At 54.3% G+C, this 23,984-nt stretch carries 22 protein-coding genes and 1 pseudogene; 10 read left to right on the forward strand and 13 right to left on the reverse strand.

Annotation, left to right across the window (positions count from 1 at the left end; genetic code table 11):
• Window positions 1–32 precede the first annotated feature (32 nt).
• From V6575_RS01600 to V6575_RS01640, 9 genes are all read right to left on the reverse strand, one after another.
• A complete protein-coding gene (locus V6575_RS01600; protein ID WP_340272248.1) occupies window positions 33–1,334 on the reverse strand; it encodes an ABC transporter substrate-binding protein in 1,302 nt (433 codons plus the stop codon).
• 162 nt (window positions 1,335–1,496) lie between these two features.
• The gene (locus V6575_RS01605) at window positions 1,497–2,453 is read right to left on the reverse strand and encodes a sugar-binding transcriptional regulator (protein WP_340272249.1); all 957 of its coding nucleotides are present in this window, start codon (window positions 2,451–2,453) and stop codon (window positions 1,497–1,499) included.
• Window positions 2,454–2,459: 6 nt separating this feature from the next.
• On the reverse strand, window positions 2,460–3,146 hold the full coding sequence (locus V6575_RS01610) for an HAD family hydrolase (RefSeq protein WP_340272250.1): 687 nt from the start codon (window positions 3,144–3,146) through the stop codon (window positions 2,460–2,462).
• 156 nt (window positions 3,147–3,302) lie between these two features.
• On the reverse strand, window positions 3,303–4,022 hold the full coding sequence (locus tag V6575_RS01615) for an ABC transporter permease (protein ID WP_422785512.1): 720 nt from the start codon (window positions 4,020–4,022) through the stop codon (window positions 3,303–3,305).
• Between the two features lie 127 nt (window positions 4,023–4,149).
• The gene (locus V6575_RS01620; RefSeq protein WP_340272253.1) at window positions 4,150–4,917 is read right to left on the reverse strand and encodes an ABC transporter ATP-binding protein; all 768 of its coding nucleotides are present in this window, start codon (window positions 4,915–4,917) and stop codon (window positions 4,150–4,152) included.
• A gap of 77 nt (window positions 4,918–4,994) precedes the next feature.
• Window positions 4,995–6,014 carry an ABC transporter substrate-binding protein gene (locus V6575_RS01625; RefSeq protein WP_340272254.1) on the reverse strand — a complete coding sequence of 340 codons (1,020 nt, stop codon included), beginning with the start codon at window positions 6,012–6,014 and terminating at the stop codon, window positions 4,995–4,997.
• A gap of 34 nt (window positions 6,015–6,048) precedes the next feature.
• Window positions 6,049–6,714 carry a GntR family transcriptional regulator gene (locus tag V6575_RS01630; RefSeq protein WP_340272255.1) on the reverse strand — a complete coding sequence of 222 codons (666 nt, stop codon included), beginning with the start codon at window positions 6,712–6,714 and terminating at the stop codon, window positions 6,049–6,051.
• A 102-nt stretch (window positions 6,715–6,816) separates the two neighbouring features.
• Complete coding sequence (locus V6575_RS01635; RefSeq protein WP_340272256.1) at window positions 6,817–7,794, reverse strand: NAD(P)H-dependent flavin oxidoreductase; 978 nt, start codon at window positions 7,792–7,794, stop codon at window positions 6,817–6,819.
• Between the two features lie 86 nt (window positions 7,795–7,880).
• Window positions 7,881–8,831, reverse strand: a complete 951-nt coding sequence (locus tag V6575_RS01640) for a LysR family transcriptional regulator (RefSeq protein WP_340272257.1) — start codon at window positions 8,829–8,831, stop codon at window positions 7,881–7,883.
• 97 nt (window positions 8,832–8,928) lie between these two features.
• Between V6575_RS01640 and V6575_RS01645 the strand changes: the two genes are divergently transcribed.
• The 10 genes and pseudogenes from V6575_RS01645 to V6575_RS01690 all read left to right on the forward strand — a co-directional run bounded on the left by V6575_RS01645 (window position 8,929) and on the right by V6575_RS01690 (window position 19,101).
• Window positions 8,929–9,801, forward strand: coding sequence for a dioxygenase family protein (locus V6575_RS01645; RefSeq protein WP_340272258.1), 873 nt, complete (start codon window positions 8,929–8,931; stop codon window positions 9,799–9,801).
• Window positions 9,801–10,862: a maleylacetate reductase gene (locus V6575_RS01650; RefSeq protein WP_340272259.1), complete on the forward strand. Its 1,062-nt coding sequence runs from the start codon at window positions 9,801–9,803 to the stop codon at window positions 10,860–10,862. The genes V6575_RS01645 and V6575_RS01650 overlap by 1 nt, the downstream gene beginning before the upstream one ends.
• A gap of 25 nt (window positions 10,863–10,887) precedes the next feature.
• A complete protein-coding gene (locus V6575_RS01655; RefSeq protein WP_340272260.1) occupies window positions 10,888–12,168 on the forward strand; it encodes an ABC transporter substrate-binding protein in 1,281 nt (426 codons plus the stop codon).
• A 64-nt stretch (window positions 12,169–12,232) separates the two neighbouring features.
• The gene (locus tag V6575_RS01660) at window positions 12,233–12,952 is read left to right on the forward strand and encodes an ABC transporter ATP-binding protein (protein WP_340272261.1); all 720 of its coding nucleotides are present in this window, start codon (window positions 12,233–12,235) and stop codon (window positions 12,950–12,952) included.
• Window positions 12,952–13,659, forward strand: coding sequence for an ABC transporter ATP-binding protein (locus V6575_RS01665; RefSeq protein ID WP_340272263.1), 708 nt, complete (start codon window positions 12,952–12,954; stop codon window positions 13,657–13,659). Before V6575_RS01660 ends, V6575_RS01665 begins: the two co-directional genes overlap by 1 nt.
• A complete protein-coding gene (locus tag V6575_RS01670) occupies window positions 13,656–14,519 on the forward strand; it encodes a branched-chain amino acid ABC transporter permease (protein WP_340272264.1) in 864 nt (287 codons plus the stop codon). Before V6575_RS01665 ends, V6575_RS01670 begins: the two co-directional genes overlap by 4 nt.
• Window positions 14,520–14,529: 10 nt before the next feature.
• Window positions 14,530–15,618: a branched-chain amino acid ABC transporter permease gene (locus V6575_RS01675; protein ID WP_340272265.1), complete on the forward strand. Its 1,089-nt coding sequence runs from the start codon at window positions 14,530–14,532 to the stop codon at window positions 15,616–15,618.
• On the forward strand, window positions 15,611–17,368 hold the full coding sequence (locus tag V6575_RS01680) for an FAD-dependent oxidoreductase (RefSeq protein ID WP_340272266.1): 1,758 nt from the start codon (window positions 15,611–15,613) through the stop codon (window positions 17,366–17,368). Before V6575_RS01675 ends, V6575_RS01680 begins: the two co-directional genes overlap by 8 nt.
• Window positions 17,369–17,378: 10 nt before the next feature.
• On the forward strand, window positions 17,379–18,266 hold the full coding sequence (locus V6575_RS01685) for an intradiol ring-cleavage dioxygenase (RefSeq protein WP_340272267.1): 888 nt from the start codon (window positions 17,379–17,381) through the stop codon (window positions 18,264–18,266).
• A 2-nt stretch (window positions 18,267–18,268) separates the two neighbouring features.
• A pseudogene (locus V6575_RS01690) lies at window positions 18,269–19,101 on the forward strand (3-oxoadipate:acetyl-CoA acetyltransferase).
• 249 nt (window positions 19,102–19,350) lie between these two features.
• On the opposite strand, the gene V6575_RS01695 reads toward V6575_RS01690, so the two are convergent.
• The 4 genes from V6575_RS01695 to V6575_RS01710 all read right to left on the reverse strand — a co-directional run bounded on the left by V6575_RS01695 (window position 19,351) and on the right by V6575_RS01710 (window position 23,835).
• Window positions 19,351–20,583: an ABC transporter permease gene (locus V6575_RS01695; protein ID WP_340272268.1), complete on the reverse strand. Its 1,233-nt coding sequence runs from the start codon at window positions 20,581–20,583 to the stop codon at window positions 19,351–19,353.
• Window positions 20,580–21,503 (reverse strand): ABC transporter permease, encoded by a 924-nt coding sequence (locus V6575_RS01700; protein ID WP_340272269.1) that lies wholly within the window; start codon window positions 21,501–21,503, stop codon window positions 20,580–20,582. Before V6575_RS01700 ends, V6575_RS01695 begins: the two co-directional genes overlap by 4 nt.
• 4 nt (window positions 21,504–21,507) lie before the next feature.
• The gene (locus V6575_RS01705) at window positions 21,508–22,596 is read right to left on the reverse strand and encodes an ABC transporter ATP-binding protein (RefSeq protein WP_340272270.1); all 1,089 of its coding nucleotides are present in this window, start codon (window positions 22,594–22,596) and stop codon (window positions 21,508–21,510) included.
• Between the two features lie 99 nt (window positions 22,597–22,695).
• Window positions 22,696–23,835, reverse strand: a complete 1,140-nt coding sequence (locus V6575_RS01710; RefSeq protein ID WP_340272271.1) for a substrate-binding domain-containing protein — start codon at window positions 23,833–23,835, stop codon at window positions 22,696–22,698.
• Between the last annotated feature and the right edge of the window lie 149 nt (window positions 23,836–23,984).

Consider the following 23,984-nt stretch of genomic DNA (forward strand, 5'->3'; position numbering starts at 1 on the left):
TCCGCGCCGCCCTCCAGTCTAGGAGGAGTGCCTTAGTAACCGGCAGCTTCCATTTCTTCCGAGGTCAAGGCCTGTGCTTTTGCCAGGGCCTGTTCCGCAGTCTGCTGACCGGCAAGAGCTGCTGAGAACTCCTGACCAACCTGTGTGGCGATGCCAGCAAACTCAGGGATCGCAACGAACTGCACGCCAACATAAGGCACCGGGTCGACCGTCGGATTGGTCGGATCAGCGGACAAGATGCTGTCCAGCGTCATTTTCGCGAATGGAACCTTCTGGTAGTTCGGGTTCTCGTAAAGCGAAGTACGTGCTCCCGGAGGCACATTGGCCCAGCCTTCTTTTTCGGCGACAAGTTCAATGTAGTCCTTGGACGTAGCCCATTCGATGAACTGCTTAGCCGCCTCTACTTTCTGAGTGCCTGCCGGAATTGCCAGTGCCCAAGCCCAAAGCCAGTTGCTGCGCTTGCCAAGACCATTGTCTGGTGCCAAGGCGAAACCGACTTTGTCCGCAACAGTGGAATCGTTCGGGTTGGTCACAAAGGATGCCGCAACGGTGGCATCAATCCACATGCCGCACTTGCCCTGCTGAAACAGCGACAGGTTTTCATTGAAACCGTTGGTCGAAGCCCCAGGAGGGCCTGCGTCATTCAGCAGGTTGATGTAGAAATTCAGGGTTTCGGCCCACTGTGGGCTGTCGAACTGTGGCTTCCAGTTCATATCAAACCAACGTGCGCCGAACGAGTTGGACATGGCAGTGATGAAAGCTGCGTTTTCGCCCCAGCCAGCTTTGCCGCGAAGGCATACCCCGTAAATTTCATTGTCCTTGTCGGTCATCTTCCGCGCTGCATCAGCGACGAAGTCCCAGGTCGGCGCATCAGGCATTTCAAGTCCGGCCTTCTCGATCAGATCAGTGCGATACATGATCATAGAGCTTTCGCCGTAGAATGGCGCAGCGTAGAGCGTGCCATCGACTGACAGGCCGCCGCGCATTGCAGGCAGAATGTCATCGATGTCGTAGGATGCCGGCAAATCGTTCAGGGAAACAAGCCAGTCCTGCTTGCCCCAGATCGGTGTTTCGTACATGCCGATTGTCATGATGTCGAACTGACCGCCTTTGGCAGCGATGTCCTGTGTCACGCGCTGACGGAGCACGTTTTCCTCGAGAGTGACCCACTCGACCGTATGACCGGTCTTTGCTGTGAAATCCTCTGTCAGACCCTGCATACGGATCATGTCACCGTTGTTCACGGTTGCGATGGTGAGTGTATCAGCTGTCGCAGGCAGGCAAAAAGCCACAACTGCGCATGCGCCAAGCAGCGCACGGGTATGAATTGTCATAGTTCCCTCCCAGGCAAGATTGGGCATTTGCCAATCAACAGGGCAAATACTCACACGATGGTACTCGCGAGTCAATATTGGGCTGCAGCAAAAAAGAACTACAACCGCCCTGAGAATATATTACCTAATTATTTCAATATTAGAATTTTACAGCCACGGAACTTAAGTCTCCAGAAGACGCGTCGCAGTGAACTCATTGGTAATCAGACAATTGATCAGCTTACCGATCATCGCGCCGCGAATGGCGGGCACCTTGGCTTCGCCTGCAGCAACCCCAAATACCGGATTGCGAGAATCGACGATCATTGGCGCGCTGTTGACCCGGTCATTGAGCAACCCGTCAATGATGTGCCCGTTGCCGTCATAGGACCAGCTGGTAATCTCACCGACAGCCCCAACCTCGAGAAAAGAATGCAACTCGTCGTGCGTCAAAAAACCATCGACATAGATTGGCGAATGCTCGTCCATGTTGCCGATTCCAACAAATGTAATGTCGGCTTGGCGGGCGAGCTCTAAAATATTATGGACAGGTTCCTGATTGTGCAGGATCCGACGTTCATCTGAAGACCTGGCATGCACAGGCAAAGGCATCGGATAGTGCTTCGCGTTCACCCGTTCAGCCATGCGTATGACCACGTTGTAAGCCGTCGCCGAGCCGTCCGACATCATGTTGCCAAGCAGCGAAACAATACGATGTTGCGGACAATCCATCATCGGGAGTTGCTCAACGCAGCTGCGCAATGCGCGGCCTGTTCCGATGGCAATTATCTTTGGATCTTTCGACTTCAGATACCGTTCCATCTCGGCAGCACCAGCCTGAGCGACACCGACAATCGAAGACGGCGCATCCGGATCACTTGGCACAACCTCGCAAGACCGCAAGCCAAAGCGTTCGGTCAATCGGTTGGCCAGTTCCATACAATTTGCAATCGGATGATCCAACCGAACCTTGATCAGCCGTTCACTGACGGCAAGAGATACGAGCCTTTGGGCTGACTGGCGCGACACGCCAAGCTTACGGGCGATTTCATCTTGTGTATTGCCAGCAACGTAATACAGCCACCCGGCGCGGGCAGCATCATCAAGCCGCGAACTCTCACCATTATTCATCTGTGTCATCGTCTTTCAGCCCAAGCGTAAATCGGGCTCAAGCTGGAAGAATTCACCGTAAGATGCAAACACTTGTTCAGCACCCGCCGCGTTGTCCCGTGAATTGGATAAGTGTTTCAGGTGAGATCCGCCAATGAAACGCCAAACCTTCATGCCAGCTGCCAGACCCGCATTTACGCCGTTTTCACTGTCCTCAACGACCAGGCAGTTTTCCGGATCGGCTCCAAATCTTTTCGCTGCCAAAAAGAAAAGATCTGGTGCCGGTTTGCCATTGGCAACTTCAGAAGCGGTGGTGGTTCGACCAGTGAAAAATGTCGCCAGTCCAGTCATTTCCAATGACTTGGCAAGCCGAACCGGGCTGGAACTTGTTGCCAGACAAAACGGCACAGCAAGCTGTTCCAGAACTTGCCGAACACCCTCGACGGGCAAAAGGCTCTGCTCGTAAGCCATCAGAAGACGGGCACGATATTGCTCTTCAAATTCAGGAGGCAGGTCGACGTCGAACTCTTTGCGGATCTGCTCAAGAACAACCGGATAACTGCGCCCCAGAAAATGATGCGCAACATAATCCATCGTAATATGGACATCCCGCTTGCCGAGCTCTTCAACCAACATTTTCGCGCTGATGACCTCACTGTCGATCAAAACGCCATCACAATCAAAGATCACCAGGTCGATTTTTCTCGCAAGAATTCCGGTCATTTAAGCCAACTTTTTTCCAAGGTCAGAATGTGATTGCTTCAGTCGTCACCACCAAACCTTGGATGATGAATGCAATGCATCTGCTGCGGCTTGAACCAATGTTTTTAGTTCACATTTACCTGCCAGCATTACACTGGTGGTATTCAAACGTTGAGTTTAGGAACGCCAGCTCAGCAGGCGTTTTTCAATCAGGCCGATGGTCATGCTGAGCGTGACGCCGAGAACTGACAAGATCATGACACCGGCGAATAATCGCTCCAGATCATACAGAGAACCTGCTTCTAGGATATAGGCACCAATTCCATATTCAGCGCCCAGCATTTCGGCGGCAACCAGAAGGATGATGGCAATCGCCAGGGAGATGCGCAGACCTGACAGGATGCCAGGCATGGCTCCCGGCAAAACGATCTTTCGAACAATCGAGAACCAGGATAGCCCGAAGCTCTGCCCCATACGGATCAGCGACCGGTCCACGTTGTCCACCGCACCATAAGTTGCCACCACCGTCGGGGTGAAAGTGCCAAAGGCGATCAGTGCATATTTGGAACTCTCGTCAATCCCGAACCAGATGACGAACAGCGGCAACAGCGCAATTTTCGGGATCGGAAAGATTGCAGCGACCAAAGGAACCAACCCAGCGCGCACATAGGAAAAAAGTCCGATCAAAACGCCAACCCCGACGCCAAAGCTGGCACCGATCGCAGCTCCAACAGCAAGTCTGCTCAGGGATGGCATCAGATGTTTGAACAGCAGCCCGCTTTGCCAAAGCTGGACGAATGTTTCAAGAACGTCAGAGGGTCTGGGCAACGTCAGCGATGAAATCCAGCCTGTGCGGGTGCCCAGTTCCATGATTGCAATCAGAACCACGAACACCATCGCGCCGACCCAGCGGGGTGATTTGGGCGCAAACCCGCCGCCGCGAAACCGGACTTCAATCGGCTGTTGGGTTTCACGAGCAGTCTGGTCGCTCTGGTCGTTCTGGCGAATATGGATGTGGGTGACATCAGACATCCAGCAGCTCCACGTCCGCAGCGCGCGCTTCTTCGCGCATCAGATCCCATAAATGCGCCTGGATTTTTTCAAGGTCCCGGTCGCCATGGCCGCGTTCAATCAGAGGCTTGTCAACTTCGACGACTTCGCGGATTTCTCCCGGCCTGCGTGACAAAACAACAATGCGATGCCCCAAGCGGACAGCCTCGGCAAGATTATGTGTCACATAGACGGCAGTGAAAGGCTGACGGGTCCAAAGGCCAACCAGATCGTCCATCAGCAATTCACGGGTCTGGCTGTCCAACGCAGACAGAGGCTCATCCATCAACATGACCGCAGGTTTGACAGCCAAAGCCCGGGCAATGGCCACACGCTGCTTCATCCCGCCGGACAGCTGGCGCGGCAAAGCCCGGCCAAAATCAGTCAGCTTGGTTCGCGCAAGCACATCGGAAATAATAGCATCGGCACGTTTCCCACGAATGCCGTGGTCTTCCAACACCAGAGAGATGTTACCGCGCACCGAGCGCCAAGGCAGGAGGGCAAAATCCTGAAAGACATAGGTCAGTGGATTCAAGCAGCCTTCAGGCGGTGTGCCAAGCTGTAGAACGCGGCCCTGTGTTGCCTGCTCAAGACCGCCAATCAGACGCAAAAGCGTAGATTTGCCGCAACCTGATGGGCCAACAAGACAGACAATCCGCCCAGTTGGAATATCCAGTGAGATATCGCGAAACACAGCAGTGCCACCATAGGAATGGCTGATCGCGTCCAGACGAATGTCCATGGGGAACCACCTTTAAAGACGAAAGCCAGGCTGGCTGCATATATTCGGCGCAACCAGCCCAGCCTCGTAGAAAGACCTTAGGCCTTGTAGGTTTCGACGTAGCTTGTGTCGACAAAGGTATCGAGCGTTATATCGTTGTCCACCAGACCTTCAGACTGGAACCAGCTCAACTGATCCTGCACGGATGCGATGTTCAGCCTGGCGTCCTTGTTGATCCGCATCGCACCTTTGATGATCGACGGCGCAGCCTTTTCGCGCGGACGATCCGCATAGACGTACTTATGGATCAAATCGACCATCTCATTGACGCCCTCTTCACCGCCAGTCTTATCGATCATAGCGGCGGTATAGTCTGCAACACCATTGCTGAATCCCTTCAGGAAGTCAGATGTCTGTTCACGCTCATCAGAGGCATTTTTAGCCGACGTAAACACCGTGGTAACCTGATAATTTGGCAGGTAATCTGAAATCTTACCGATCACTTGAACGGCACCAGAGCCAGCCAACGCACTGGCAATATGCGGCTGAATTGACCAGGCGTCGATCTGCCCGGACTTCAAGGCACCGATGATTGCGCCGACTTTTTGCAGCGGCGTGAAGGACATTTCCGCGTTTTCGGCCTGGGCAACTCTTGAGCCCATGTAGTGGAAGGAGGATCCAGCGTTCGAAATGCCGAATTTCTTACCACCTAGCTGCGCAGGCGACGTCAGACCAGCTTCGAACGCAGCATTGGATGCCAGAATTTTTTGCCCATCAATGCCAGGCTCTTCACTCAGAGCTCCGCCAATCACCTTGATTGCGCCTTTGTCGGCCAGCGAAATCAGACCGCCGGAGACCGCCGTCACCGCATAGTCGACATCGCCAGAGGCAATGGCCACGGCCATCGGTTGGGCGGCCTGGAAGAACCGAAGTTCAACATCAAGGCCAGCATCCGCAAAATAGCCCCTCTCAACAGCAACGAAGCTACCGGAATGCGAGGTGAACCGAAGTGCGCCGACAACAATCTTCTTGTTTTGCGCAATGGCGGGAGCTGCAAGCCCTGTAGCTGCAGCCGCACCGAGCAGACCCAGTGTCTGCCGTCTGTTGAACTTGATCATTAGTTTCCTCCCAATATGATCCTTGATATGGGTTTCAAACACCCAAATCTTTGTTGATTTCGTCTTCCAGCACCGTCAGAGCCTTGCCTTGATCTCGTGCAATGACCGCTTCACGCAAGAGCTCCTGTCGGGCTTTGCGAGCGGAAAAGTCGATACGCCCTTCCCGCAACAAGGCCAGCCTGAAACGTCGGGACTGACCATAAAACTGCGCCACCATATCCATCAAACGCGGCGAACCGCTTGCAGCCACCAATGCAATGGTCAAGGCGCGGCAGGCTTCGTCCCACTCAAGGGCAGTCACATCATCGGGCTGTTCCTGGACGGCGCTGTCAGCACGGGTCACCGCGTGCAACGCGGCGACAACACCAGATTCCCAAGCCACATTGGCCCGCTCAAAGGACCGTTTAAGGCCGAGCGTTTCAACCTCAAGACGCAGCAGCAGAATATCCCGCAAATCGTCTTCCGTTGCTGATGTCACCCGATATCCGCGCTGATTTGTAGCCTCAACCAGACCTTCGGAGGTCAGCATTCTCAGCGTTTCACGCATCGAATGATTTGAGCCGCCATAGGATTTGCGCAAGCCATCAATCTTGAGCTTTTGATCCGGGGACAGCACACCAAAGGAAATGTCACGGCGAATGACGGAGGCCAACATCTCGACCACAGTGTCATCATCCGATTTCCGTCCACCAAAAAGCATTTCGCGTCTCATTCACAAAAATGTTGGACGTTTTTGCTCAGTTTTGACGGTTTAGTCAATGCTTGTTGGAGGCGGATGGTGAAGACAGTCAGTAATAGAGCGTTATTCCACCAACATCGCCTTAAAGCGCGTGTTGATGATGTCATCCGCCTCAGACATGATCCTGTCAATCAGCTCTTTGCAGGTCGGAATGTCGTGGATCAGACCTGCAACCATGCCGCAAGACCATGCACCAACATCCATATCGCCGTCGATCATCACTTTCGGATAGACGCCCGCCACTTCATATGCCACGTCTTCAAACGTGAGGTCTGCACCTTTTTCTCGTTCCGTCGCAATAACCTTTTCGACCGCCTTGTTGGTCAGCACTCTCTCCGTGTTACGCAAGGGGCGCATAATCAGGCGCGTATCCAGCTCAGAGGCGGCAACGATGGCATCTTTCACATTCTGGTGGATCGGCGCCTCGACGGTCGCCATGAAGCGTGTGCCCATATTCATGCCCTCAGCGCCCATGGCCAGCGACGCCACAAGCGAGCGTGCGTCGGACTGACCGCCTGAAGACACGAAAGGAATCTCAAGTTCATCAGCAGCACGGGGCAGCAGGATCATGTTCGGAATGTCGTCTTCCCCCGGGTGGCCACCACATTCGAACCCATCCACCGAGACCGCATCACAGCCTATAGACTGCGCCTTTAGGGCATGGCGAACAGAGGTGCATTTGTGGATGACCTTGATGCCAGCCTGCTTGAGATAAGGCATGACCTGCTCAGGATTCCGCCCCGCCGTTTCAACAACGCTGACACCGCCCTCAATAATGGCCTTAACGTATCCGGGATAATCTGGAGAGCTGACCGTCGGCAGGAAGGTCAGGTTCACCGCGAATGGCTTGTCGGTCATGTCTTTGCACCGGGCGATCTCATTGGCCAGATCCGCCGGAGACCTTTGCGTCAAACCGGTGATGCATCCCAGACCTCCCGCATTTGAAACAGCTGCTGCCAGCTCGGCAAAACCAACAAAATGCATACCACCCTGAATGATCGGATGTTCAATATTGAAAAGCTCAGTGATGCGGGTTTTCATTTGGTTTCCTCAAAGCCTGACACTTGACAGCTTATTACACATTAAGACCGGGGCTCCAGCATTTATAAAATCTAGGTTTTTAGGCTTCATGCGCCCCAGACCACAGCATCTTCATGCCGTTTGATAAGGTGGCGCAGGTCCTTGAAACCGGTTGCGATATGCTGCGCATATTTGTCGATTGCTGGCAAATAAGGGGCATCTGCCCGCCGCAGGATTCCCAGAGCACGATCCGGGTGCGGGATCTTGAAAGGAAGCGCGGTCAGCGTACGATCTTTCCGGTATGCAAAAACCACGCTGTGTGGAAGCACCGTAAGGGCATTTGTCCGGGTCATATAATTGATCACGCTGGCAAGCGAGCCACCCGAATAACGGATTTTGATTTCCGTCGCGCCGAGAGACAAGAGGATGGAATGCAGATCTGCGTAAAGCGGACTGCCTTCAGGCGGTGCAACCCAGGGATATTCGAGCAGTTCCTGCGCGGTGGGTCTGCGTTTGTTCAAAAGAGGATGCAGCACACTGCAGGCAACGACATTGCGTCCGGGCAATATCTCTTCAAAAACGAGGCCGGATCCCTCACCTAGAATATCAATCGGGCAAATCGCAAGATCGATCCGATCCGAATAAATCGCCTCGCGCAAGTCTTTTACGTAGCCATAGCTCTGATCCACCCGGATTTCGGGATAGGCGTTCTGAAACTCGGCAGTCATACTGGAGATCAGTGCATCCATAAAGAACGGCGTTCCTCCGACCCGGACACCTCCCGCCTTGCCTTCATGGAAATTCTGGATGATTTCGGACGCCTTGCGCGATGCAGTCATCATCACATTGCCCTGATCTGCCAGGGCTCGTGCCAAGGGAGTTGGCTGCAACGGGCGTTGGCCTTTCAAGAAGAACGGTTCTCCAAGCCGTTTCTCCAGCGAGGACAATGTCCGAGAGACAGCCGATTGGGTCATGCCGAGCAGGTCAGCTCCGCGAGTGACACTGCCAGCTTGCACAACAGCTGCGAGCTGAATGAGATGTCTTTCATCAATTTTCATAGCAATTTGTTATAAACTCAGACTCAATAATCATCAAGCATGTCATTTCGCCAGATATTATCCCCCCAAGTTCAGTAAATGAACGTTGGGAGGGAACATGATCGGCACGTCTGATATTGCCTATTTCCAAGCGGAAAAATCTGACCAGCTCTTTTCCGAACGGATTAGCGGTGCAGCAGACGAACGCCTAGCAGAAGTGCTGAGCAAGGTAGCAGAGCATGTTCATGCCATTATACGAGAAACCAAGCCGTCTTTGAGTGACTGGCATGCAGCCATCAAGTTCCTGACCGAAGTCGGTCATCTGTGTGATGAGCGCCGTCAGGAGTGGGTCTTGGTGTCAGACTTGCTCGGCACATCTGCACTTGTTGATTCTCTGAATTCCGATCGACCAGATCAGGCGACACCAAACACCATGCGCGGTCCGTTTTATCGCTCGGATGTCCCGCTGATGCCACAAGGCGACAACATCAGCCTCGATGAGGTCGGCAGTACGGTCGCGGTATCCGTCAAGATCAAGGATCTCGATGGATCTCCAGTCTCCGGTGCGCGTTTGGAAACCTGGCAGGCCAATGCCGAAGGATACTATGAAAACCAGCAGCCGGACTTGCAGCCTGAGCACAATTTGCGCGGCCACTTTCTGGCTGACGACAGAGGCGCGATCTCCTATCGGACCATAAGGCCATCTGGATACGAAGTCCCCAAGGATGGACCTTTAGGCGCCCTACTTGTCAAGCTCGGAGCCTCTCTTTGCCGGCCTGCTCACATCTACTTCCAGGTTTCGGCAGATGGTTTCGAAACACTGACAACGCAGGTTTTCGATGGCGACGACCCGAACCTTGGAACCGACCCCTTATTTAGCGTCAAACCCGGCCTGGTCGGCTGCTTCAAGAGAGCAGCGGTCAACGAAGACCAAGCGCTGAAGCTTGACGTTGATTTCTACCTCAATCCATCGGCCCAGGAGACGCGTTGATGGTCAGTGCCTTTACCTACCGCGGAAGTGCGGCCCACATCGTGTTCGGTGCTGGCAAAAAAGCCGAAACCGGTTCATGGATCGAAAAACTTGGCTGCACAAAAGCGCTTCTCCTTTCGACACCACACCAGGAAGCCGATGCTGAAAGCCTGTCAGGCCAGCTAGGTGGACTGAGCGTTGGCGTCTTCTCCAAAGCAGCCATGCACACACCGGTGGACATTACCGAAGAAGCCATGGAAGTGGTCAAGACCACTGGAGCAGATTGCGTTGTTGCATTGGGTGGCGGCTCCACAACGGGCCTAGGCAAGGCAATTGCCTATCGGTCCGGTCTGCCGCAAGTCGTGATCCCAACAACCTATGCAGGATCCGAAGTCACCTCGATCCTTGGCCAGACGGAAGGTGGACGCAAAACAACCATCCGCGGCGACAACATCCTACCCGAAGTGGTGATCTACGATCCGGATCTGACACTGGGGCTCCCTCTTGGGATGAGCATAACCAGCGGGTTGAACGCCATGGCCCATGCCGCAGAGGCTCTGTATGCTCAAGATCGCAATCCGGTCTCCAGCCTAATGGCGCTCGAAGGTCTTGCTGCATTTAAAAGGTCTTTGCCAGCTCTCGTGGTCGATCCTTCGGATGCAACTGCGCGGGCCGACGCACTTTATGGCGCTTGGCTATGCGGCACGGTCCTTGGAGCCGTAGGCATGGCACTGCACCACAAGATCTGCCACACGCTCGGCGGCAGCTTCGACACGCCACATGCCCAAACCCACGCAATCATGCTGCCACACACTGTCGGTTTCAATACCGCTGCAGTGCCCGGCGAACTTAAGCCGATAGCAGATCTTTTCGGCACAACGCCCGGCACAGGGCTTTTCGACTTCTCAAAAGACATTGGTGCCCCGCAAGCCCTGAAAGACCTCGGGTTGACGGAAGCCGATCTAGATCGCGCAACAGAAATTGCGATCGAAAACCCATATTGGAACCCGCGCCCTATTGATCGCGTGTCCATTCGCAAATTGCTTCAAAATGCCTGGGAAGGAACCCGTCCGGCACTTTGATTCTGTTGTTCTGGGAGGAACCAACATGTGGAATAGACGGACTTTTCTGAAAAATTCGGTCGCTGCGACTGCCGTAGCAGGCACCTCTGGTCTCGTGCTTCCTGCACGTGCGCAAGACATGCCAATCAAACTCGGCTATGTCAGCCCGCAAACCGGACCACTGGCATCGTTTGCAGAGGCAGACAGTTTCATTATCGCTGGTGCCAAGGCGGCAGCAAAAGCCCAAGGGCTGAACATTGAAGTTATCGTCAAGGACAGTCAGTCCAACCCTAACCGGGCTGCGGAGGTGGCCCGTGAACTGATCATCGACGACGAGATCAACCTGATGCTGGTCGCATCCACGCCAGAAACCACAAATCCAGTCGCGACCACTTGCGAATCCGAAGAAGTACCTTGCCTGTCCACCATTGCCCCGTGGCAGCCTTGGTTTATCGGCCAGCAAGGCAATCCTGGCGATCCTGCATCCTGGCAGTCCTTCAATTATGCCTATCATTTCTTCTTTGGCCTTGAAGACGTCATCTCGGTCTTCACCAACATGTGGGCTCAACTAGAGACCAACAAGAAAGTTGGTGGACTGTACCCGAACGATGGCGATGGTAATGCCTGGGGCGATGCAAATGTCGGTTTCCCGCCCGTTCTTGAAAAGCAGGGCTACAACCTGACAGATACCGGTCGCTACCAGAACCTTACCGATGATTTTTCCGCCCAAATCAATGCCTTCAAGGCGGCGAATACCGAAATCATCACTGGGGTGATGATCCCACCGGATTTCACAACTTTCTGGACCCAGGCGAAGCAGCAAGGTTTCACGCCAAAGATCGCCTCTATCGGCAAAGCAATTCTGTTCCCACAAGCCGTTGAGGCGCTGGGCGAGGCGGGCAACAACTTGTCCTCAGAGGTCTGGTGGTCACCAAACCATCCATTCTCCTCCTCATTGACGGGCGAAACCTCAGCTGCTCTTGCCGCCGGATTTACCCAGGCGACAGGTCGTCCATGGACCCAGCCCATCGGCTTCGTCCATGCACTATTCGAATTGGCTGTCGATGTTATGAAACGAGTCGACGATCCGACTGATGCGGATGCGGTATCCGAAACAATTGCCGCAACCCAGCTGAATACCATTGTCGGACCGATTGCCTGGGATGACGTAGGCCTTCCTCCGTTTGCCGCCAAGAATATCGCCAAGACACCTCTGGTCGGCGGACAATGGCGCTTGAAGGATGATGGCGCTTACGATCTCGTTATCACTGACAATAAGACAGCACCTAACATTCCAACCGGCGGCAAAATGCAGCCGATCACCTGATAGACGACAGCCAAAACCCAGCGGGGGCCAGCGTGCCCTCGCCTTATCTGACAGGTCTCGCGGGATGACTATCCTTTCACTCAACAATGTGTCGAAATCCTTTGGCGCCCTCAAGGTGTCACAGAACATTACTTTCGATCTCGCGAAGGGCGAAGCTCTTGGCGTGATAGGTCCAAACGGTGCCGGTAAATCAACGCTCTTTAACCTGGTCACGGGCAACCTCTCGGTGGACGAGGGGCAGATTTCATTTGAGGGTAAAGACATCACCAAGATCCCGCCAATGGCACGATGCATTGGCGGGATAGGACGTACTTTCCAAATCCCGCAGCCATTTGAACAACTAACAGTGTTTGAGAACCTGATCGTTTCCGGGACCTATGGCAACAATGTTCCCGAACGCGACGTTTCTGTCGAATGCGCGAACATTCTGGTCGAAACCGGTCTGATTGATCGCGCCAACGATGTGGCCGGCAAACTGAGCCTGTTGGAACGCAAACGCCTTGAGCTCGCCCGAGCCCTCGCCACCCGACCGAACGTCCTGTTACTCGACGAAATCGCGGGCGGTCTGACCGAGGGCGAGTGCCATGCCTTGATTGCAACGATCAAGAAAATTCACGCGACAGGAATGTCTATCATCTGGATCGAACATGTCCTGCATGCACTGACTTCGGTCGCCCAACGTTTGCTTGTCCTCGACTTTGGCAAGGTGATCGGGATCGGAGACCCGGACGCGATCATGGCGTCCAAGGACGTACGTGAAATCTACTTGGGGCTTGATGTTTGATGACACTCCTTACAACCCAAAACCTCATCGCCCATTATGGGGATTTCCAGGCGCTGTTTGGGGTCGACATCCAGTTGAACGAAGGTGAAACGGTCGCGATCATCGGCGCAAATGGTGCAGGCAAGACAACCCTCATGCGATCAATCGCCGGAGTCTTGCACAATGCCCCGGACGCCATCCGATTTGACGATACGGGCATCGGTAGCATCCACGCCGCCGACATTCTGGCAAAGGGAATTGCCATGGTGCCGGAGGGCCGTAAGTTGTTTCCCTCGCTGTCCGTCGAGGAAAACCTGCAGATCGGCTGTTATGGCCGCAAAGTCGCCGGACCCTGGTCTCTGGATACAGTCTACGACATGTTCCCTATCCTGCGGGAGCGCCGCCACAATCCCGGAACAGCACTGTCCGGTGGCCAGCAGCAAATGGTCGCCATTGGCCGGGCGCTGATGTCCAACCCTAAGGTTCTGTTGTGTGATGAAATCAGTCTGGGGCTTGCTCCGGTGATCATCAAGGACATCTATGCTGCCCTGCCGCGCATCAAGAAAACCGGAACATCAATTGTTGTGGTGGAGCAAGACATCAGTCAGGCGCTGAGGGTCGCCGACCGTGTCTATTGCATGATGGAAGGCAAGGTAACCCTTGAAGGTCGGCCTCAAGATCTGACCCGTGATGCCATACAAGCCGCCTATTTCGGAGCTACCTTATGATTTGGGTCGATACAATTGTGCAGGGTATTCTGCTTGGCGGTCTTTATGCTTTATTTGCAGCAGGGCTTAGTCTTGTGTTCGGGATAATGCGGCTGATCAACCTCGCCCATGGTGACTTGATCGTGCTGGCTGCCTATCTGATCCTCGTGCTTGTCTCTGTTCTAGGGCTGAACCCGTTTCTGGCTGCATTAGTCGCAGCACCAATCATGTTTGCAATCGGCTGGTTGCTCCAGAAGCATATTTTAAACCGAACACTGGGCGGTGATTTCCTCCCGCCTTTGCTGGTAACATTCGGCCTGTCGATTGTCATTCAAAACGCGTTGCTGGAAGGTTTTTCTGCAGATAGCCAGCGCCTGTCTGTCGGACCGGTGGAAACGGCTTCCGTTGCTTTGGGCCCGATCAATGTCGGTGTGATGCCATTGCTGACTTTCGGCTCGGCCATCGCCGTGATCGTGGCGCTTAATTTGCTGTTTTATCACACATCCCTTGGGCGCGCGTTCCGGGCAACTTCGGATGACCCGACCACCGCCAGCTTGATGGGCATTCGGCCGCAAAACATTTTCGCAACAGCAACCGGCATCGCCATGATCGTCGTGACGATCGCAGCGCTTTACCTGGGCACACGTGCCAATTTTGATCCAACAGTCGGTCCCGCTCGTTTGATTTACGCGTTTGAAGCCGTGATTATTGGCGGGCTGGGCTCACTTTGGGGCACGCTCGCAGGTGGGATCATCATTGGTGTCGCCCAGACGTTAGGGGCTGCTATCAATCCCGAATGGCAAATCCTCGCAGGCCATATAGCCTTTGTGGTTGTCCTTCTTGTGGCCCCCCGCGGCCTGTTCCCCCGCGCAGTGGATTGAGGAGACCGTCATGACCAACAGCGTAAAAGCGCCCTGGACGGTGGAAACCCGGACCCGCACATCATCCGTGTTTCTCGTACTCTCAATTGGAGTTTTGGGCGCAGCTATCTTTGCCCCGTTCTTTGTCTCACGAAGCCTGATCCAGGACTTGTTTTTCATTTTGACCATGTTGGTACTGGCCCAAAGCTGGAACCTTCTGGCTGGCTACGCCGGGTTGGTCTCGGTGGGACAACAGGCCTTTGTAGGCTTTGGGGCCTATGCGATGTTCGCAGGGGTTATTCTGCTTGGGCTGGATCCGATTATCTCCATCTTGCTGGCCGGTGTCTCCGCCGCCTTGCTGGCCATTCCCACCGCGATATTCACCTTTCGCTTGCAAGGTGCATATTTCGGAATCGGAACCTGGGTTGCCGCTGAAATCGTTCGACTATCTTTAGCGCAATGGAAAACACTCGGTGGCGGCACGGGTACGTCGCTGCCACGTGGCGCAACAAAAGAGATGTTCGGCGTTGAATTCTTGAAGGACACCTTCGGTTTCAAAACGTCCGCCGCCGCCGATGTCATAACCTACTGGCTGGCGCTGGTTCTGGTCGTCGCCACCATCGGCCTGATTTACTGGCTGCTGCGATCTAGTCCGGGGCTAGGTCTGGCAGCCGTGCGCGACAATCAGATTGCGGCCAAATCAGTCGGCGTCGATGCGCGCAAGATCAAGACAATCGTGTATCTCAGTACGGCCTTTTTGACCGGACTTGCCGGAGCCTTGATCTACCTTCAGAAAGGTCGGATTTCGCCAGACGCAGCTTTCTCGCTTATCGATTGGACTGCCTACATCATCTTTATTGTTGTGATCGGCGGCATCGGCACCATCGAAGGCCCCATCATCGGTATTCTGGTGTTCTTCATCCTACAAAGCACGCTTTCTGATTATGGCTCTTGGTACCTTCTGGTCCTCGGATTTCTCGGTATTGTCACTATGCTGTTCGCGCCGCGCGGGCTTTGGGGCCTCTTCAAGGACAAGACCGGGATTGAACTCTTTCCAATTCGCCGCCGCCTGAGCGGAGGCAGTTTACATCAAGAATCCAAGGGAGAGCCAAATGACTGATATCTCGACTGACGTACTCATCATAGGCACGGGCCCAGCAGGCTCCGCGACAGCAGCATTGCTCTCAAGCTACGGCATTGAGAACATGGCGATCAATCGATACCGCTGGCTTGCGAACAGCCCACGTGCACACATCACCAATCAACGCACCATGGAAGTGTTGCGCGATCTTGGCCGCGATGTGGAAGACGAAGCCTACATGCATGCCAGCCATCAGGACCTGATGGGCGAAAACATCTTCTGCACAAGCCTGGCAGGCGAAGAAATCGGCCGCATGAAGAGCTGGGGCAACCATCCGCTGTCGAAGGCGGAGCATCAGCTGTCATCACCGACACTGATGAACGACCTGCCCCAGACTTTCATGGAACCGCTGCTGTTCAAAACCGCGTGCTCAAGAGGCACGCAGGCCCGCATGTCGACCCAATATGTCAGCCATGAGCAAGACGCAGACGGCGTAACCACGACCTGTCTCGACCGGTTGACCGGCATGGAAGTCACCATCCGCTCGAAGTATCTGGTCGGCGCCGATGGCAGCAATTCACTTGTGGCCGAACATGCTGATCTGCCATTTGAAGGCAAGATGGGCGTTGGCGGCTCTATGAACATTCTGTTCCGGGCGGACCTGTCCCAATACGTCGCCCATCGGCCTTCGGTTCTCTATTGGGTGATGCAGCCAGGTGCAGATGTTGGCGGCATCGGCATGGGACTGGTGCGCATGGTTCGTCCGTGGAACGAGTGGTTGATTGTCTGGGGCTATGACATCAATCAGCCTGCGCCTGAGGTCGACGCCGAATTAGCCACAAGCGTTGCCCGCCAGTTGATTGGCGACCCTGATTTGGACATTGAACTGCTCTCGGCCAACACTTGGACCGTCAACAATATGTACGCCACCCACATGCAAAAAGACCGAGTGTTCATCATGGGCGACGCAGCCCACCGCCACCCGCCTTCAAACGGCCTTGGCTCTAATACGTCCATCCAGGACGGCTTTAACCTTGCCTGGAAACTGGCGGCAGTTCTCAAGGGGCAGGCCAACGAGTCTTTGCTCAAAAGTTATTCCGAAGAACGCGCCCCTGTGGCCAAACAGATCGTAACCCGCGCCAATCAGTCAATTGGTGAAACAGGTCCTATCTTTGAAGCTCTCGGAATGGGCGCCGGTGTTGATCCTGAGGTGATGGCGGAGAACCTAAGTGCCCTGTGTCACGGTACACCTGAAGCCGAAACCCAGCGCAAGGCGATCCAGGACACCATTGCCTTCAAAAAATACGAGTTCGACGCCCATGGCGTCGAGATGAATCAGCGCTATAAGTCCTCCGCAATTGAAGCGGATGGACAGCCCGAACCAGCATTTGAAAAAGACGCTGAACTCCACTACCAGCCAACGACTTGGCCTGGAGCGCGTCTTCCTCATTGCTGCGTGTTCGACAAGGTCAATGGCGCGAAACACTCAACACTGGATCTATGCGGCAAGGGCAAATTCACGATCCTGACCGGGATTGGCGGCGAAGCTTGGAAATCAGCCGCAGAAGTGATTGCTGCGGATCTCGGACTTGACCTGGCGGTGCATATCATCGGCCCACGTCAAGCTTACATCGACCATACTGGCGACTGGGCCCGCGCAAACGAAATAAGCGATTCAGGCTGTGTTCTGGTACGTCCTGATCACCATATCGCATGGCGCGCAGCCACACTCAGCACCGATCCGACAGCCGATCTGCAGCGTGTATTCAAGCAGATTCTAGGCAAATAGGGAGGCAAATATGGAACGTCATGAATTTGGTTACTTTACCGAGAAGAACTCCGTCGAAGCCGTTACCGGGCGCAATAAAAATGCAACCAATCCCCGCTTGAAAGAAGTGATGGAAGTCATCACCCGCAAGCTGCATGAAGCGGTTAAGGAAATCGAACCTACTCAGGATGAGTGGTTTCAGGCCATTCAATTTCTGACGGCGACAGGACACAAATGTGACGACTGGCGTCAGGAATTTATCCTTCTGTCAGATGTCCTCGGCGTCTCCATGTTGGTTGACGCCGTGAATTCCAGGCGGCCCAGTGGCGCTTCTGAAAACACGGTGCTTGGGCCGTTTCACGTGGGCAATGCCCCCGAATATGAAATGGGCCACAATATCTGCCTCGACGAAAAAGGCGAGGATCTTGTCGTGCGGGGCAAGATCACGGACATTGATGGAAATCCACTTGAAGGCGTGAAGATTGACGTGTGGCAGGCCAATGACGAAGGCTTTTACGACGTTCAGCAAAAAGGTCTACAACCGGACTTCAATCTGCGCGGAGTATTCAAAACCGGACCTGATGGCAGCTATTGGTTCAAGGCGGTGAAGCCGAAATTCTATCCAATCCCGAATGACGGTCCCGTTGGCGGTTTGCTGAACCGCCTTGGCCGCCACCCATACCGTCCGGCACATTTGCACTACATCGTCAGCAAAGATGGCTTCGAGCAGCTCACGACGCACATTTTTGACCCGCACGACAAATATATCAATTCAGACTCGGTTTTTGGAGTCAAAGAAAGCCTGCTGGCGGACTTCCGCAAGATAGAGACTCCAGAGGAGATCGCAAAAATCGGATTTGAGGGTCCGCACTATTGGGATGTTCAATATGATTTCGTTCTGGCGCCCAAAAAAGATTGATCATGTCAAAGCACTGCATCATATGCGTTGCAATCACCGGCTCCCTGCCGCGCAAGGTGCACAATCCAGCCGTACCTATCACTGTGTCTGAGCAGGTGGAAAGTACTCAGGAAGCCTATGAAGCAGGGGCCACGATCTGTCATGCCCATGTGCGCAATGACGACCAGACTCCGAGCTCGAATCCGGATAAATTCCAGCGTTTGAAAGAAGGACTGGAGAAGCACTGCCAAGGCATGATCATCCAGTTTTCGACCGGAGGCCGTTCGGGGGCTGACAAGACCCGCGGCGGCATACTGGCACTCAAGCCGGACATGGCGTCCCTGTCCGTTGGATCGAAAAAGTTCAGACACGGGTTTATGAGAACTCGCCGGATCTTGTCGATTGACTCGCAGGTGAAATGCGCACTTACGGAGTAAAGCCGGAAATCAAAGCCTCTGATCCCAGCCATATTCTCCAAGCCGCAGCCATGAACAAGGACGGCCGCATCCCTGGTCAAATCTACATCCAGTTCGTGATGGGCGTTAGGTACGCCATGCCCGCAGACAAGGATGTCTTTGATTTTTACGTCAAGACCGTTGAGCGTTTGATGCCTGAAGCTGAATGGTGCGCAGCCGGAATTAGAGTCAGTCAGCTCATATTAAATGAATGGTCGATTGTCGCCGATGGCCATGCCCAGACTGGCCTTGAAGACAACATACGCATGGACCAAAGTCACCTTGCCCCGTCGAACGCAGCGCTTGTGAAACAAACTGCGGAGATTTGTGCAGCAAATGAGCGGCCAATGGCAACCCAAAGTCAAGCCCGGCTCATTCTCGGCCTTACGCAACACGCTTGAATTCGAAAGACCGAAGGCAGTCATGTCCAATGCAGATCTAGCTTCCGATACCGCCGCCCTTGAGGCTACCAGGGCTTTATAACTTCAAGAAGTCAAGGCAGATGAAGCAACGCTCAAACTGTTGTTCACCGAAGCCCGCACCCATTATGGTTGGCAGGACCGCCTCTATCTGAGGACACGTTAATCCCTTATATTTTTTTGGTTAGACGAACCAAAAACTCCAAATGATCAGTTTTCAAGCCTACACAACTAGTTAGCCTTCAGCGCATTAGGATCGAAGGCGCTGCCAAAGGGTGTGTTCGTTCTGGGAGCGGCAGGTGGTGGAGTAGTCTCCGGTGTTGTTTCGGGCGCAAGAGAGCCGGGATTGAAAGCACCACCGAACGGCGATGGGCTGGCTTTGCCAGGAGTGGCTGCGGGCGCCGCCGGAGCAGACTGCTGTTGCTGCAACTCGATCCGCTTGCGCTGTGCCTCCAGAAGCTGTTGCTGGCGCTCAAGCTTCTCCTCCAGAATGCCTGCCTTGCAGACCGATGAATCATGCTTGCTGCCTTGATAGACGGCAATGCCCGTAATGCCTGCCAAAATCACAAAGACAGTCAGCGGGTGAACCAGCGTTTTCAAGACCGGGTTACCGTAGATCCTGGAGCGTTGAGTGATACCTGTCCGCAGGGCCTCCTGCCGCCTTGCATAAGCCTCATGGACAATCGCACCGATCAATGTGATCCCGATGATGATAACGGCAAGGGCCGACAAGGATGGATCCGTGCCGTGGCGCACTTTTGACGCCAAGGCCGTGGTGAAGGTGTTGCCGGACAAGATCGTGAAAACAGTGGTGTTGTAGTTCTCGAACGACGCCAGAAAGGTCAGAAATGCCGCAGATCCTATGGCTGGGCCCAAGAAGGGAAGCAGGATCTTGCGAAAGGCCTGACCGGGCGTTGCTCCCAGATCCAGCGCCGCCTCGGTCAGAATCGGATCAAAGCGCTGCAAACGAGCCAGGAACACCAGCATCGCATAGGCTGAAACAAAGGTAACCTGTCCTGCAAGCGTCAGGAACATTCCGCTGTAGAAGATCGTGCCATAGCCTGCTCCCACAGAGCGACCAAGCGCGCCCCAAAAGACGATTGTCGAGATTCCGAGTACCACACCGGGAATGAGGATCGGCGTGATCAGCACCGTGTAGAGCGTTGCTCTCAATCTCGGCCCCAGTTCGGACAAGGCCAGCGCCCCGGCAAGTCCGACTGGAACCGCAATCGAAACAACCCCAATGGCAATCACCAGACTGTTCAGGAGACCACTCATCAGCCGGTCATTGCCGAACAGGACGGCAAACCAATCGGTCGTGAAACACTCCCAGGGTGTGATCCTCGGAAAGGAAGAGGAATTGAAAGCGGTGATCACCATGATGATCAACGGGCCAAACAGAAACGAAAAGAACAGCAGGGAAAAACCCATTGCGATAAAGCCGCCGCCTGTGCCCCGGTTCATCGTCCGATCTCCCCGATGGATACCTTGAAGACGCGCATCATCATCAGCACGAAAGAGATGCAGACAATCAGGAGAACGACAGCATAGGCCGAACCCCGCTGCCAGTTGGCGCTTTCATTAAACCATTGGTAAATGAGCTGTGTGAACCAAAGGCTGGACGGTCCGCCCAGGATCTGCGGGGCAGCAAGGGCACCAGCCGTCAGCATGAAGACCATGGTTGCTCCCGATGCGATCCCCGGCTTGGCAATCGGCAGGACAACCCGCCAATGGACCCGCCACCAGCTTGCCCCCATATCGCGGGCCGCTTCAATCTGGTTTCTGTCCAGAGCTTCCACGGCATTGAAGATCGGAAAGACCATCAAGAGAATGTAGGCGTAGGTCAGGCCTGAATAAAGGGCGACATCTGCCCGAATGAAATCCACTGGCTGATCCCAGAGACCCATCGACATGCCCACGCCATTGATCAACCCGGTTGATCCAAACAACACGCGAAACGCAAAGGCGCGCAGAATTTCATTCACCCAGAATGGCACGATCAAGCCGATGATCATCATCCGTGCAGCAACGCCCTTGGCCGAGTGTGCGAGGATGAAGGCAATCGGATAACACAGCAAAATATCAATGAAGGTCACAAACAGCGCAGCAACGAGCGTCCTGACCAAGATGCCCATATCGAGCGTGTTGACCGTGCTGTCGTTGCCTTGAAAAAAGTAAGCGTAGTTGTCCAGCGTATAGACATCATTGACCCCGCCTACTTGTGCGGCAGGAAGGTTGAAGCGGAACGAGTAATCCAGCATCGCAAGCTGCGGCAGGATAATGAGGAAGATGCCCCAGAACAGCACGGCAATGCATATAAAGCATGCAGCTCCCAATCCATGTTTACCGGCGAATGTTTTGAAGAGATCCTGGATCGCGGTCATGAGATTAGGCTCCCGCCAAGTCGCCGAGCGGCAGCACAATTGCCTGCTCCGCAGCAAATCCCACTGGAATGGGCCCAGCGGACATGTCCTCATGTGCAGACCCAGTGTTTACCCGCGCCAAATGCAAAGGCATGCCATTGGCTTCCAGGAAAATCAGACGGGAGTTTCCTTCAAACTCTTCCTTAATCCAGCGAGTCTCGATTGAGTTGGCCTGATCGCCGCCAATGGTGAGCTGTTCCGGCCGGATAAACAGAATACATTCATCGCCCAACTTATAGCTCCGCCCCCCTGCCGCACGTCCCCTGAGACGGCCAATGGGCGTATCGACATCTACCAGCGCCTGATCCTGGGCCGCCACTTTGCCCTGAATCGCATTGGATTCGCCAACGAAAGAGGCGACAAATGATGATTTCGGCTTGTTATAAATTGTCTCTGGCGGATCGACCTGTTCAATCACGCCTTTGTTCATCACCGCCACCCTGTCAGACATGGTCAGCGCCTCACCCTGATCGTGGGTAATATAGATGAATGTCAGCCCAACACGCTGCTGGATCATGCGCAATTCTGTCCGCATATGATGGCGCAGCTTCAGATCCAGCGCAGACAGCGGTTCGTCGAGCAAAAGGATATCCGGTTCGACAGCAAGTGCACGGGCAATCGCAACCCGTTGGCGCTGACCGCCGGAGAGCTCGTGAACCTTTTTGTCACCGACGCCTGGAAGAGCGATCATGTCCAAAAGTTCGTCTGCTCGCTTGCGGCGATCTTTTTTGCTAACACCGCGCACCTCAAGCGGAAAGGCGATGTTTTCGGCAACTGACATCAATGGAAACAGCGCCAAGTTCTGAAAAATCAGGGCAGTTGGGCGTTTATTGGGCCCGATCCCCTTCATGTCTTCACCACCGATCAGCACGCGCCCTTCTGTCGGGTCGCTAAAGCCTGAAATGCAGCGTAACAGGGTTGTCTTGCCGCAGCCCGAAGGCCCAAGAAAGGAGAAAAACTCTCCGCCCTTGATGACCAGATGCGCGTTATCGACCGCTGTATAGGCTCCAAACCGAATGGAGACGTGATCCAGAACGATGTCTTTTGTGGCCATGGGCGCTCTCAAGGGACTGCGTGAAAGTAAATATCGAATTCAGCATCAACTGCCGGGGACGCATCGCCCGGCAGTTGATTTCTCTGATTGCCAAAAGGATCAGGCAGACAGGAATTTGTTTGTGAATTCAGTGCGCTTTTCGGAGTACCAAGGTGCTTCCGCAGGCCAGGCGTTCAGATTGCCAAGCGCATCTCCTGGATAGGCATCTGCAAAGTTCTTTGCATATGTCTCGCCGCCAAAGTCAGCCGCTCCGATCACTGGCGAGTTGTAGCCATGTGATTTAATTGCCTCGCCAGCCAATTTGGCGTCATAGGCAGCATCAATGAAGGCATAGATCTGATCGATGTTCTTCGCGCCGGTTGGCATTGCAAGACCATCGACCCACGCCATCGCACCTTCCTTTGGTGCCCTGTACATCACAGGCTCGCCTGCGGTCTTCAGCGCCAATGGAGGCCCATCCCATGTTTGACCAACAATCACGCCCTCGTTCAACAGGCCGTTCTTCTGTGTGTCGGCATCGTTCCAGATCAGTTTGATGTTGGATTTTTTGGCAATCGCAGCATCAACCAGCTTGGTCCAGACTTCATCCATCTTTTCCGGGCTTTCATAGGCAGCCCACATGGAACCGGGGTCCATTTCCCCGCGACCTTCGAGGCCAAGACCAAGGCCCAGCAACATGGAGTGACCACGGCCCATGGTCTTGCCCGCGTTGGCGTCATCCCATACGTCGTAGTAGCTCGGGAATTCACCGCCAGGCGTAAATGCATCCGTACGCCACGCAATGCCTTCTGTTCCCCAAATATGAGGCAACCAGAAAACGCCCTTGTCGCCGAAGTTCCAATGGGTTTCACCCAGTGCCATCGCCGGATTGACCTTGTCGAGCTCAACCTTGGACATGTCGAAAGGCTGCAACAGGCCAAGATCGGCCCACAGCAGATTCCGGTTCACGGTTGGAGACACAATGTCAAAGCCCTCGCCGTTGGTGGCTTTCAGCTTGTTGATGATCTCCTCGTTGGAACCAATGCCCGTGAAGTTGATCTTGATGCCTGTTTTTTCAAGAAAACCGCTTACGAAGCTTTCCGGCAGATAGTCCGACCACATCATGATGTTGATTTCACCCGAAGATGCCAGCACGCTTGAGCTGACAATCGCTGGCATGGCCAGCCCAGCGCCCGCCATGGCTGTGCTTTTCAGAAAATCACGCCGGGTGCTGCGCCCGCCTTTTTTCAAATCAATCATGAAACCCTCGCTGTTGGTATCGATAAACTGTTCGCCCTATTGCGCAGCGCGGGCCGATATTATTTTGTCGGTCTTTCAAACCGGACGGTCCCTCACTGCGCTTGTGAAAAGACTATTGCGGTGCAAAAACTCGCCTTAGAGCCAGAAGC

Origin of the sequence: Roseibium algae (assembly GCF_037783265.1) — a bacterium.
In the GTDB taxonomy this organism is placed as follows: domain Bacteria; phylum Pseudomonadota; class Alphaproteobacteria; order Rhizobiales; family Stappiaceae; genus Roseibium; species Roseibium algae.